Source organism: Pseudomonas sp. UME65, from assembly GCF_014170225.1.
Classification (GTDB): domain Bacteria; phylum Pseudomonadota; class Gammaproteobacteria; order Pseudomonadales; family Pseudomonadaceae; genus Aquipseudomonas; species Aquipseudomonas protegens.
In genome coordinates this window covers 156,821-170,963 of record NZ_LZZQ01000016.1, presented here as the reverse complement: position 1 = coordinate 170,963, position 14,143 = coordinate 156,821, and the positions used below count along the sequence as shown (strand labels likewise).

General features: G+C 65.9%; 3 protein-coding genes. All 3 read right to left on the bottom strand.

The window, feature by feature from the left end:
• Positions 1-10: 10 nt before the first annotated feature.
• The 3 genes from A9971_RS26025 to A9971_RS26015 are packed head-to-tail and all read right to left on the bottom strand — an operon-like array spanning position 11 to position 14,142.
• Positions 11-5,335: a type I polyketide synthase gene (locus A9971_RS26025; protein ID WP_182999888.1), complete on the bottom strand. Its 5,325-nt coding sequence runs from the start codon at positions 5,333-5,335 to the stop codon at positions 11-13.
• 48 nt (positions 5,336-5,383) lie between these two features.
• Positions 5,384-12,760 carry a type I polyketide synthase gene (locus A9971_RS26020; protein WP_123473305.1) on the bottom strand — a complete coding sequence of 2,459 codons (7,377 nt, stop codon included), beginning with the start codon at positions 12,758-12,760 and terminating at the stop codon, positions 5,384-5,386.
• 32 nt (positions 12,761-12,792) lie between these two features.
• Complete coding sequence (locus A9971_RS26015) at positions 12,793-14,142, bottom strand: NAD(P)/FAD-dependent oxidoreductase (RefSeq protein WP_011061079.1); 1,350 nt, start codon at positions 14,140-14,142, stop codon at positions 12,793-12,795.
• Position 14,143: the final 1 nt, after the last annotated feature.

The following is a 14,143-nucleotide window of genomic DNA, read 5'->3' as shown; positions in this document are numbered from 1 at the left end:
CCGCGGCCCGTCAGGCCTCGGCCACGCAGCCCTGTTCCTTTATCGAACGGGCCAGGAAGTCCGGCCACATCAGGCCCGGACACTCAAGAAACTCGCGGGCCTTGATCTCCAGCTTCAGATCGCGCCGGCAGCGGGCGACCATGTCCATCACCAGCAGCGAGTCCAGGCCGTAGTCCATCAGGCTGCCGCCATCCTCGAGCTTGGCCCGCACCTGTTCGGTCTTGACCCCGAGCAACTGCGCGTACTGCTCCCACACGTAGTCATCCAGCAATGCCAGGGCAGCGGCTTCGTCGGCGCCCGCCAGTTGCTGCAGGATCTCCACGTTGCTGCTGTCGCCGGCCCTGGCGGTCGGAGCCTGGCTGCGGATGTACTGCAGCAGCGGTTGCGGGCCGCGGGATTCGAGCAGTGGCTTGAAGCGATTCCAGTCCACCCCTGACACCACCATCTGGGGCAGCTCGCTGGCCAGAATCCGCGACAGCAGGCCGACGTTCTGTACCGGGGCGATCTGTTTCAAGCCAACGCTGGTGAGGAAATTCAGCACCTGCTCGTCGAACAGGTGACTGCCGCCGGCCCACAGCCCCCAGTCGATCACCAGGGCACTCAGGCCCATGGCCCGACGCTGCCACGCCAGGCTGTCGAGGAACTGATTGGCGGCTGCGTAGCTGGCGACATGCTGCGAACCCCAGACACTGGCGATGCTCGAACACAGGACAAAGAAGTCCAGGTCCAGCCCCAGGGACAGTTCGTGCAACAACCAGGTGCCCTCGACCTTGGGCCGCATCACCTGGTCGAAACTGTCACGGTCGACGTCCTTGAGATCCTGCGGAATTGAAATTCCGGCGGCATGGAAGATGCCCTTCAGGCTCGCGCCCGACGCCTCCAGACCGCAGAACAGCCGCTGCATGTCCTGGGGCGAGGTGATGTCGGCCTGGACGTAACTCACCCGCGATGCCGCAGCGCCGAAGCGCTCCAGGCCCGTGGCGACATCCTCCAGTGGCCGCCGGCCGGTGATCAGCACAGCGCCCGCGCCTTTATCCAGAAGCCACTGGGCCATGGCCAGGCCAATTCCACCCATGCCGCCGGTAATCAGGTAACTGCCCTGCGGGCAAGGTGCATAGGCCTGTGCTGGCAACTGCGTAGCGCTGAAATGGTTCAGGCGCTGGACATAACGCTTGCCCGGGCGCAGGCAGATCTTGTCCTCGCCATCGGGGTCGCTGACTTCTTCGGCCAGCGCCCTTGCCCAGTGAGGATCGTCGGGGGCCAGGTCGATCAGCCCGCGCCAGTGTTCGGGGTGCTCCAGGGCGAGCGTCTTGCCCAGCCCCCACAACGGCCCGGTCGCCACTTGCAGGGGCTGGTCGCGATCCAGGCCAACAGGGTTTGCCCCTTGGGTCACCAGCCACAACCGGCCACCGCGCGGGCCCAGTTCGATGAGCGCCTGGACCATCTCCAGCAACGGGTGGAACAGTGTCGCCTGCAGGCTCGACAGGCTCTGCAGCGTGGTCGAGCCGGCATCCTCGATGTCTTTGCCATCGAGCACGATGATATCGGCGGCCAAGGCCTCGCCTTCATCGGTCAATGCCTGGCTCGGGTCCTGGGCCAGCACCCTCCGCGCGCTATCGAGCAACTGCTGCGGGCACAGGACCCGGGCACGATGCCCGCCACGCTGCAGGTGTTCGACCAGGGGAGCGGCGGTCTCCGGCGAGCGGCTGACCAGGGTGAACAAGCGGCCCTGCTGCGGCACTTCGGCGCGCTGGCGAGGGCGTTCGAGCCAATCCAGGCTGTAGAGCACGTCGGGCTGGTAAAGCATGCCACGCAGCGCCTCCTCACTCGGGGCGGCAGCCAGGGTCAGCCCTTCCAGGCTGCCTACACACTGGCCGTGCGCATCGTACAAGGCGCAGTCGAACTGCTGCGGATGTGCCTGGCTCGTGGCAATCACCAGGCTTTGTGCCCGGGGCGAAGCGGACCGGCTGGCGACCCAGCGGCGGATGCCGCTTATCGAGCCCGGCGCATCGCCCGGCACCGCCTGCCCCAGGTACTCGAGGACCTGCCCAAGGTGATTGCCGTGCGGATCGGGTTCTGCCGGCAACTGCATGTGGTAGACAAAGCCTGCGTCCTGGGTGGCGGCATGGCCCGGGTCCGGCAGGCCGCCCCGGACAGCCGCCGGCAGGCCTTCCAGGGTCAGCGACAGGACCGGCTGCCAATCGGCACCGGCAACCTTGGCCGCTGCGCTCAGGGCCGAACAGTTGACCTCCCAGGCCGCCCCGGACAGCGGCTTGAGTTCGGTGAACAGATGCAACTGGTCATCGACATGGAACGCCAGGGCCGGGGTGATGCTGGCGAGGCTCACCCCATAGGTGTCCAGCTGCAAGTGGCCGGCCAGCTCATCGCTCAGGGCTGCCAGCAACCGGTCAGGACGCAGCAGCGCCAGGTCATCGCGGATCTCGCCGCCCACGGCCTGCAGGAGCCCGCTATCGAGCGTCGACTCGAATGCCGGAGTGGGTGCATTGACCGAATGCCCCAGCAGCCGGCCGACCGCTCCCGCAGTGACCTGTTGCAGGGGCGAGCCGCTGGCGTTGTCGAACCAGTAGCGCTGGCGCTGAAACGCATACCCGGGCAAGGCCTGGCGCAAGGCCCCGTCATGCTCGTGCAGCCGGGCCCAGTCGAGGTTATGGCCGCCCACGTAGAGCTGCGCGGCGGCCAGGCGCAGGTCCCTGGACGGATCGCCGGCCCGGCGCAGGCTGGCCAGGACCAGGCTGTCGTCCGCCAGGGGGTGATGGCCGATCAGCGGCGTCAACACAGCATCGGAGGCCACTTCAAGGAAGGTTTTCACCCCCAGCTCTGCGATCAGGGTGTTGACCCCTTCGCTGAACCTCACGGCCTGGCGGGTGTGCGTACACCAGTAATCGGGCGAGCTCAGGCTGGAGAGCGTATGCACCCGGCCAGTGACACTGCTGATGACCGGCAAGCGCGGCTCGCTGAAGGTGATCTGCGCCACCGTCTGGCGGAACGCTTCAAGCATCGGCTCGGTGGCTGCGGTATGGAAGGCATGGGAAACCGCAAGCTTCTTGACCTTGCAACCGCTGGCGAGCGCCGCTTCGGCCAGCGCCTGGACCTCGGCTTGGGGCCCGGCCACCACCACGTCCTGCGGGCTGTTGACTGCCGCCAGTTCGATCGCGCTGCCGGGCCGGTCCTTGAGCAGCTCCAGCAGTTGCGCCTCGCTCATGCCCAGTGCGTACATCGCGCCGCCGGCCGTCATCAGTTGCTGGGCGAGGCGCCCACGCGCCTCCACCATACGCAGCGCGTCAGCCAGGGATACCGCCCCGGCCACACAGATTGCACCGATCTCGCCGAAACTGTGTCCGAACAGCGCATCGGCAGCGACCCCCCAATGCATCCACAACCGCGCCAGGGCATATTCGACCGCGAATATCGCCGGCTGGGCATAGCGGGTCTGTTGCAGGTAGCTGTCACTGGCCGCACCCGCGTCCAGCACCAGGGTCAGCAGGTCCACGTCCATCAGCGGCTGCAACAGGGCGCGGCATTCATCGATCTGCGCCTTGAAGAATGGTTCGCTGTCATACAGTGCCTGGGCCATTGCCCGGTACTGGCAGCCCTGCCCCGGAAAGAGCATCACCAGCGGCGCCGCCGCTCCCTGGCAGCGCCCTTCGAATACATGCCCCACCACCTTGCGTGACGCATAGGCTGCCAGTTGCTCGCGCAGCCCCTCACGGCTATCGGCCACGGCCGCGAAACGATGGCCAAAGTGCGCCCGCCCGACGTTCGCCGTGTAGCACAGGTCCTTGAGTTCGAGCTGGCTGTTGTCGGCGATAAAACGTTCATAGCGTCCGGCAATCTGGCGCCGGGGCGTCTCGCCCTTGGCCGACAGAGTGATCAGCTGCCAGGGGTTGTCGCGCCCCTGGGCACGTTCGCGCAGCGGCGCGTCGCCCACTAGCACATGGGCGTTGGTGCCGGTGACACCAAACGAACTGACACCGGCGTGCCGCGCCTTGCCCTGGCGTGGCCAGGGCGTGGATTCGGTGACCACCTTCAGGGCCAGGCGATCCCATTCGATCCGCGGGTTGGGCGTGTTGAAGTGCACCTGGGGCACCAGGGCCTCTTGTTGCAGGCACAGCAGGACCTTGGCCAGCCCGGTCACCCCGGCGACCGGTTCGAGATGCCCCATGTTGGCCTTGATCGAGCCCACCAGCAGCGGTGCATCCACGGGCCGCTGCTTGCCCAGTACCGCATGCAGGGCGTGCAGTTCGATCGGGTCGCCCAGCGCGGTGCCGGTGCCATGGGCCTCGACATAGTCGACCTCGCTGCCCTGGAGCCCGGCCTGGCCGAGCGCCAGCCTGATCACCTCTTCCTGGGCGTGGATGTTGGGCACGGTGATGCCGCTGCTGGCGCCGTCGTTGTTGACCGCACTACCCTCGATCACGGCCAGCACCGGGTCCTGGTCGCGTACCGCATCGCTCAGCCGCTTGAGCGCAAGGATCACGCAGCCTTCGGCGCGCCCGTAGCCATCGGCCGCCGCGTCGAAGGTCTTGCAGCGGCCATCGGGGGCCACGGCCCGCAGCTTGCTGACCAGGATGAAACCGTAGGGCGACAGGATCAGGTTGACCCCACCGGCCAGCGCCAGCTCGCTCTCGCGGCTGCGCAGGCTGTTGCAGGCCTGGTGCAGGGCCACCAGGGATGAGGAGCAGGAGGTGTCGAGCACCACCGCCGGGCCCCTGGAGCCCAGGGTGTAGGCAATGCGCCCGGCCACGAAGCTGGTTTCGCCATAGAACTGGTAGGCGTTGACGTCCTCGACCGCGCCCAACTGCTGGCGCAGGCGCACGTAATCATTGGTACTGACCCCCATGAACACGCCGAGCTTCTTGCCATGCAGGCTGTCGGGGGCGATCGCGGCGCTCTCCAGGGCCTCCCAGGCAACCTCCAGGGCCAGGCGCTGCTGGGGGTCCATGCCTTCGGCTTCCTTGGGCGAAATGCCGAAGAAGCCCGGGTCGAACTGATCCACCCCCTCGATGAAGCCACCGCGCATGACGTAGGCCTTGCCGGGTGCCTGGGGATCAGGATGGTAATAGTCGGTGCCGTACAGACGATCGCTGGGCATGTCGCCCACCGCATCGGTGGCATTTTTCAGCAGGCTCCACAGCCGCTTCGGTGTGTCGGCACTGCCCGGCAGCCGGCACCCCAGGCCCACTACGGCGATCGGTTCGACAGGCGCCGAGCTCTTGCCGGCCACCTTTTCCTTGAGCGCACGGATGGTGGTGATTGCCTGAGCAAGACTCTCTTGCAGCTGTTCCTTGCTTACATCGCGGACATCGTTATCCATAAAGGCCTCGATCAGTGATTCTCTGGCAGTTGTCATCCAGCCCCAGGGCTAGTAATTGGCGATATCGCGCAGCTCGTCTTCGAGAGCACCAATCAGCTCGGCCCGTGACAGTTCATGCAGGTCCTGATGCCGCGACGCTGGCGACACAGGTTCGGGCGCCGCCACCGGCTCCCGGGTTTCAGGCGCCAGGAGCTGGCCCATGAGGTAGTCCGTGACCTGTTCGATGGAGGTGTATTCGAAGCCGAAGGTCGAAGGCAGGTCGATGCTCAACGCCCGGCCCAGCCGTGAGCGCAGGTCCAGCGACATGACCGAGGACATGCCCATGTCGAAGAAGCCCTTCCTGACATCGAGCTCCAGGCCATCGGCAACGCCGAACACCTGCCCCACTACCTCGCAGACCAGCGCCTGCATGGCCCGGCGCTGCTGCAGCGGTGGCAGGCCAATCAGCTCGGCCAGACGCTGATCCGCTGCGCTATCCGCTGCACCCAGGTGTTCGAGCAAGGGCCAGGGCAGCACGCTCAGGTACAGCCCTTTGAGTTGTTGCCAGTCGACATTGAGCAGCCCGCACTGGCCCTGGCCACCCAGCACGCGGGCTATGGCCTGCACTATCTGCGAGCGCTGCAAAGGCTGCAGGCCGCTGCCTTGCATGGCCGTGCGGGCTGCGGCGTCCTGCTCAAGCTCCTGTTCGCTCTGCGTCAGGTGCAGCAGCTGGCAGTTCAACCCCTGGCGCCGGCGCTGTGCATGCACCCACAAGGCATATGCATCGGCAATCGCCGAGCGGGCGAAGCCGGCCCCGCCAAGCAGGGAAGACACGCTGCCCAGGATCAGGAAGAACGCTTCAGGGTCATCGATCAGCTGGTGAACCTGCTGCAAGACCTCAAGCGGCCGAACGCCTTCCTGCATTCGCACGACAAATTCCGGCTCCTTGAGCGCAACCGTGCGCCAGTCAAGATCGAGGTGGATAAAGCCGGCGATGCGGTCTTGCGCTCGCAGCGTCGCGAAGGTGTCAGCCAGGTTTTCCCGGCTCAGGTCCGAGAGGCTGCTGATCGCCATCGCTTCGGGCATCCGCTCAGGCATGTGCAGTTGCCCGGGGGCCTCGCAGAGCAGCAGCACACGCTGCACACCCCGCTGCCCGAGCGCCGTCAGCACAGGCTCCAGGTCAGATCCCGGGACGGCATGCAGCACAACGGTTCCGTTCAGCGCCGGCGGCTCCAGGCGCTGTAGCGGGTCGGCTTGATCCTCCACCAGGTATTGCACCTCGACCCGGGCGCCGCTGATCGCAAAGTGATCATGGCCAGGTTGGCCGTGCAACAGCCGGCAGAGGCTGGCGTAGCTTCTTCTGTCGCTGCCCTGCAAAGTCACCAGACCGCCCCACCAGGCAGGCTGCTCCAGGGCGAAGATATGTGCGGCGCCCTGCCAGGTGGCCTGGACAGCGGCCATGGCCGGCGACGCAGCATCACTGGCATGAAGGGCGAACCAGACCGGCTTTGCCGGTGTTCCGACGCTGGCAATCGCACCGGCGAAGGCCTGTACCAGCGCCGCAGAGGCCACCAGGGATATACCGAGGCCGTCGGCCTCCTGAGCCTCAACGCCGGCAACGATCACCCCCAGGCAGGACGGATCGGCCACTGCCCCGCGCAACGCCGAGGACAGCTTGCGGGCCAGAGGTTGTTGCCCGGCGTGCAGCTCGATGACTTCGACCGGACGCTGTTCAGCCGCAAACGCCGCAGCCAGTGGCTGGACCTCGGCAGTGCTCCAGGCCAGCACCATCCAGTAGCCCTCGCGTTGCCGAGCGCCCTCGCCCGGCATCGGATAGTCCTGCCATTGGCGAGCGATCATCGGCAGGTCGAGGGGTGCGGTCTGGAGGTCGGGCAAGTACCACGAACCAGGATGGCCAAACTGCGGACCTTCGAACAGCGCCAGCTGGCAACCCCGGGCATCCACTACCTGCAGGCTGTCGGGTTTGTCGGCGTCATGGCCGGCCAGCACAATCCATACCTGCGCCGGCAGGTCTGCCCATACCTGGAGCCCGGAGAACCCGACCAGCGCGGCGGCGTGGGCGCCTTCAAACAGCTCGACCACACTGGCCAGCAACTGGGTCTGGCGCTCGGCCGCCGTCAGGGAGTGGGCAAAGCGGTACAAGGCCCGCTGCCCGCCCGTGGCCGCACACCCGGACCATGGGCACAGGCCAACGTCCGGCGCCGGCGGTGAAGGCTCATCGAGCATCGACACCCCGCACAGGGTTTCCTCCTGCAACTGCGCTGCACAGTCAACCAGGGTTCCGCTCATGCAGACCTGGCGGCGCTCGTCGCCGGCCCCTTGCAAGGCCAGTTCGAAGCAGGCGTCAGGCGCCTGGGTGAGGTGGATGCTCAGGTGCGAAGTGAGGTGCTGTTCGCCGCGCAGACGCAGCTGGGCAATCTGCAAGTCGCGGATCTGCTGCACGCCCCGTGGTGTTTCCCGCACCGCCTGGAGCACGGCATCCAGCAACAGGTGAGTCTTGACCCTGTACCCCTGTTCGCCCAGCGGGTCGTAATGCCCGGCCTGGGGAGCGAGAGCCCCCGACCAGTACCAGAGCTGCCCGGCCGGCCGTACCAGCCCCTGCAGGCAAGGATGGCCCGAGGCTGCCCGGGCGGGCTGCACCGCCGTAGCCGGCTGGCCAGCATCGATCCAGTAGTCGTTGAGCTGCCAGGGATAGGTGGGCAACCCGATGGCCTGACAGCCGTCCGGCAAGCGCTCGGGGCCCGGCGGCTGGGCGCCGCGGCCAAAGGCCTCGGCCAGGGTCGCCCAGGGTTCGCCGGCCGCGGGTTTGCGGTCATTGGCGATGGGGCTGCCGGCCAGCCAGGCCTGTAGTGCCTGAGCCAGCTCGCGGCAATCCTGGCCGTGGACGACCAGGCGTTCCTTGAACGCCGTGCGCCGCATCAGCGCGTTGTAGCAGATGGTCTGTGGGCAGTGCTCGGTAGCGCCCAGGAAGGACACATAGCGCTGGGCCAGCTCCGCCAATGCCGCCGGGGTGGCCGCGGACAGGCACAAGGCTACTGGTGCTGTGGCAGGTGGCAAAGGCGCTGTCGCGGGCGCCGTATAGCCCTTGAGCAGCACATGCACGTTGGTCCCGGTGAAACCAAAGGCACTGACCCCGGCCACCCGCGACTCCGGCCGGCCCGGCCAGTCCATGGCCTGATGCGCCAGCTTGAGGTTCATGGCCGCCCAGTCGACACGGGTGTTGGCCCGCTGCAGATGGGCTTGCGGGGCAATCCGGCCGTGCTCCACCACCAGGCAGGCCTTGATCAGCGAAGCGATGCCCGCTGCCGCCTCGAGGTGCCCGATATTGGCCTTGACCGAGGCCACCGTCAGCGGCGGACTGTCGGGGCTGGCCTGGCGATAGGCGTTGTGCAGGGCGTTGAGCTCGATGGGGTCACCCAGCACCGTGCCGGTGCCATGGGCCTCGACGTAGCTGACTTGCCCCGGATGCACGCCGGCGTTGGCCAGTGCTTCGCTGATCAGCGCCTCTTGCGCCGGACCATTGGGCACTGTCAGCCCGGCACAGGCACCGTCGTGATTGACCGCCGAACCGAGAATCGTCGCGACAATCGGGTCACGCTCCCGCTCGGCCTGGGCCTGGCGCTTGAGAATGACCACGCCGCAGCCCTCCCCTCGACCGTAACCGTCGGCACTGTCGTCGAAGGCCTTGCTGATGCCGTCCGGGGCCAATGCGCCGGCCTGCCCCATGGATTGAAAGATCGACGCCGAGGCGATGACATTCACCCCACCCACAATCGCGATGTCGCACTCCGCGGCACGCAAGCTGTTGCACGCCAGATGGATGGCCGTGAGCGATGACGAGCATGCGGTGTCCACCGTCAGGCTCGGCCCACGCACGCCGAGAAAATGCGAGAGGCGCCCGCAGATCGCCGAAAACGAACTGCCAGTGCCGTAGTGGGCATCCACGCCTTGCGCGCTACCCAGGACCCGGGTTTCGTAGTCGTGGGAGTTGGCCCCGACAAACACCCCGACCCTCTGTTCCAGCAGCTTCTCCTGAGGGATACCGGCCCGTTCCAGAGCCTCCCAGGCCACCATCAGCAACAGCCGTTGCTGGGGGTCCATGCTCCGGGCTTCCTTGGGGGAAATGCGGAAGAACGCTTCGTCGAACCCTTCGGGGCGCTGGATAAGGCTGGCAAACCGCGGGAAGGTTTCCTCCGGCTTGGCGCCGGCGAGCCGGGACGGCGGTACCGGCCCCACGGTGTCCGTCTGTTCCAGCATCAGCTTCCAGAGTGCCTCGGGGCTGTCGGCCTGGGGAAACCGGCACGCCATGGCCACCACGGCGACGCTCCCCGCGGCGTCGGTCGCCCCGGCATCGACCGTTATCGGGGTGCTGGCCGGCTCCCGGGACAGCAGCCCTTCCAGGTACTGGCCCAGCCGGTTGATGGTGGGATAGTCGAAGCCCACGGTCGCCGACAGCTTGAGGGCGAACTGGCGCTCCAGCATGCGCTTGAATTCAACCAGGGAAATCGAGCTCAGGCCCAGTTCGAAGAAGCCTCGATCCGGGTCCGGGTCGGCACAGGCCACGCCGATGATCTGCGTCAGCAGTGCACCAATCTGCGCCCGCACATCCCCCACCGGCTGCGCCGCTGCGGGCACCTTGGCCGGTGCCGGCACAGCGGCCTGTGCCAGCTGCGGCACGCTCAGCGCCACATCGTTGGCCTGGGCGCAGAGATTGCCCTGGGCGTCATACACCAGTACCTGCGCCCGCAGCTGGGACACGAGCCCTGCCGGCTGCGGCCGCGGCGCCGGGGCAAACCAGAAACGCTCCTGCTGCCAGGGATAGGCCGGCAGCTCCAGCGCCGCCTCCCTGGGTTGGAAGGCTTGCCAGTCGGGACCTGCGCCCCACTCATACAGGCGGGCAACAATACTGGCCAGCTCCAGGGCGGCGTCGCCCTGCTTGTGCAAGGCGCCGCACACCAGTCCCTGGGTTCCCTTGTCGGCCAGGGCCTGGTTGATCGACGCCGCCAGCACGGTGTGCGGGCCGATCTCGACGAACAGCCGGTGCCCCTGCTCGATCAACTGTTCGATGGCGCGATCGAAGCGCACGATGCCACGGGCATTCCTCGCCCAGTAGTCGGCATCTGCCAGGATCGGCTCCTCGGGCATCGCACTGGTGGAAATCCAGGGCGTGTGCGCGGCAAACACCGGCAAATCCTCCAGCCCCGCGCGGATCTGCGTCAGGCACTCATCCATCTGGCGGGAGTGGAAGGCATATTCCGCCGGCATCAGGTAAGTGAAGATGCCTTCGTCACGCAGTTGCTGATCCAGAGCCTGTACAGCCTGCGGGCTGCCGGACACCACACAGCTGTTTCGACTGTTGACCACCGACAGTTCCAGTTGCGGGTTGTTCGCCAGACGCGACTGGAGCGTCGGCGCGGGCAAGCCCACCACCAGCATCCGCCCCTGCCCCAGGGTGTCCTTCATGGCCTGGGCCCGATGGTGGATGACCCGCACCGCCGACTCCAGGTCCAGTGCTCCGGCGCAATAGGCCGCGGCCACTTCCCCCATGGAGTGGCCGACCACCGCCGCCGGGATCACACCCCACTGGCGCAGGCATTCACTGATCGCCACCTGGATGGCAAAGATGCAGGGCTGGGCAAATTCGGTCAGGTGCAGGCGGGACCCACTGGCGTCGCTGCGCAGCTCGGCCTCCACCGACCAGCTTGCCCACTGGGCCAGCGCCTGGTCGCAACGCCGGATCATCGCCAGGAAGGCCGGCTCCCGTTCAAGCAGGTCGCGACCCATTCCCACCCACTGGGCGCCCTGCCCGGTAAACACCAGCACGGGCCCGCGCCGATCCTCTTCGTCCGTCGTGCAGGCCAAGGTCGGGGCCGGCAACTGCTCCAGCTGGCTCTTCAATTGCGCGGCGTTCGCACCCACCACGGCCGACCGGTAGGGAAAGTGATCACGACGATGAATGGCGCTGGCGACAAAGGCTTGCAATTGCCCATCGTCCTGCTGCGGCAGATGAACGGCATAGGCCCTGGCCTGCTCCACCACGGCCTGCGCGGACCTGGCCGATACCGGCAGGACCCAGGGCCGGCCCTGTGCCGATCGTTCCTGCTGCGGCTGTGCCTGCCGATAGGCGCTGGCATCTTCGAGAATCATGTGGACGTTGGTGCCACTGAGCCCGAAACCACTGATTCCAGCCAGGCGCGGCCGGTCGGGCAACGACTCGATCGCCGTGGGCACCGCCAGCCGGGAACGCTTCCAGTCCACCAGTGGGTTCAACTGTGCGAGATGCAGTTGCGCAGGCACCTCGGCGTGCTTGAGAACCATCATGGTCTTGATCACGCTGGCCATTCCGGCGGCCGCATCCAGATGGCCCATGTTGGCCTTGACCGAGCCCACCCACAGCGGCCGCTCACGCCCCTGGAAGGCACTGTCCAGCGAAGAGAGTTCGATCGGATCGCCCAGGGGCGTACCGGTGCCGTGGGCCTCGACATAGTCGATGTCGTCCACGCTCAAGCCGGCCACTTTCAGGGCCTGGCTGATCACCGCAGCCTGGGCATTGGCGTTGGGCACGGTCTGGCCGGCACTGGCGCCATCCTGGTTGATCGCCGAGCCCCTGATCACCGCCTGGATCGGGTCGCCATCGCGCAGGGCATCTGCCAAGCGCTTGAGCACCGTGACCCCGCAGCCCTCGCCCCGGACGATCCCGTCGGCCGCCGCATCGAATACCCGGCAGCGGCCACTGGGCGAGATCGCCCTGATCTGGCTCATGTAGATCGTCAGGTCCGGCGCCAGCATCAGGTTCACCCCTCCGGCCAGGGCCATGTCCGCCTCCCCTGCCTGCAAGGCGCGACAGGCCAGGTGCATGGCCACCAGGGAAGAAGAGCATGCAGTGGTCACGGTCATTGCCGGCCCATGAACACCCAGGTGGTAGGCAATACGCCCGGCGGCGAAGCTGAATTCCTTGCCGGCGGCATAGTAGGGGTTGATCTGTTCGATGCCGGCCTCGCGGGAGTGCAGTGCCAGGTAATCCATGCCCAGCATGCCGACATAGACCGCGGTCCTGCTGCCTTTGAGCTGCTCGCGGGTCAGGCCGGCACGGGCCACGCTTTCACAGGCGACCTCCAGCAGCAGGCGCTGCTGGGGGTCCATTTCCTTGGCTTCAGAGGCCGAGATGCCAAAGTAATGCGCATCGAAGCGGTCGATGTGCTCGAGGAACGCCCCCACCTTGCTGTAGGTCGTACCGGTTTCAGCAGCGCTCTCATCGTAGATCGCCGCTGTGTCCCAGCGCTCTGCGGGAACCGGTCCGACAAAATCGGTCCCAGCACGAAGGAGCTCCCAGAATGCCTCGGGGGTCGATGCACCTTTGGCAAAGCGGCATCCACTCCCGATGATTGCAATGGGTTCAAAATCCATGGGCGCACGAGCATCCATTCAGTCATCTCCTTCGACTGGGTGTTTAGTGTTTAGAACGCGGGTTTGGCGGTAGGAACCTGCATGTCGCCCAGGTACTTGTGCCAGAGGTGTTCCGGGTCGCTTTCAACCGCAGCGATGATTTCGCGCATCTTGTCCAGCACTTCCAGGCGCTTGCCGCTGTAGACGTCCCCTTGCAGCAATTGCAGGATGTCCAGGCGGTAGCGTGGGTCTTGAACGAACGCGGTGAAGAGGATGTTCAGGCGGTAATAGAGCGTGATGAACTCATACCAGTTCTTGATGCCATTCCTGATCATGCCTTCGTAGTGAGTGAAACTGGACTTGCTAAAGTCGTTGTTCTTCACCGCCTCGATGATGTCGCCGCTGGCGATGCGCGCACTGTTGAGTGCAACGCTGACGCCGCTGGAGAAGATCGGGTCGACGAACCGTGCGGCATCGCCGATCAGCACGAAGCTGTCGCCACAGACTTCTTTCATGCCGTAGCTGTAGTCCGCCTCTTTCTTGAACGGGCGGACCTGCTCCGATGCCTTCAGCGCGTCATGCAGGTTTTCCCGGGTCTTCACCGCTTCCCAGAAGAACTCTTCATAGGTGAGGTCGGAGTTGGTGTAGTTCTGCTTCTGCGTAACCACGCCCACGCTGGTTATGGTTTCGGTGATCGGGATCTGCCAGACCCAGGTATTGGTCATCGGCAGGAAGTGAATGAAGATGTAGTCGACCTTGTCCGGGCTTTGCGTCGCCGACTTGCGGTCGAAGTTGTCGAACCAGGAGTGAATCGCGAACTGGTTGAAGACCGGGTCCTTTTCTCGCAAGCCCAGCCGGCGGCCCAGCAGCACGTTGCGACCGCTGGCATCCACCACCATCTTGGCCTTGATCTCCACGCTGCGCTTGCCCAGCTTGGCATTGACAATGACATTGCCCGGGCTGAGAAACTCGACGTCAGCGATCTCCACGCCCTGGAAGACCTTGGCCCCCAGCGAACCTGCGTGCTCCAGAAGAATGCGGTCGAACTTGCCGCGGTCGACGTGGAACGTGAAGTCGCGATCGACCCCTTCCTGCTTGCGCTCGTTGAAGAGGATTTCCGCCGAACGGAAATCGTGGTCCAGGCCCTGGAAGCCCATCTTGTCTTCGGGGCCGGAATCTGCCGAGGTCCAGGCAGCGCCGAACTTCTTCGGGAAGTTGGCTTTCTCGATCTTTTCCATCACCCCGATTTCCAGCAGCACCGGAGTGGTGGCCGGTACCAGCGACTCGCCAACATGCTCGCGCTCGAACAGTTCTTTTTCGAACACCGCGCATTTGACACCGGCTTTTGCCAGGTAGGAGGCCATGGTCGAACCCGCCGGCCCGCCACCGATAATCACTACATCATAATCATGATCGCTCATT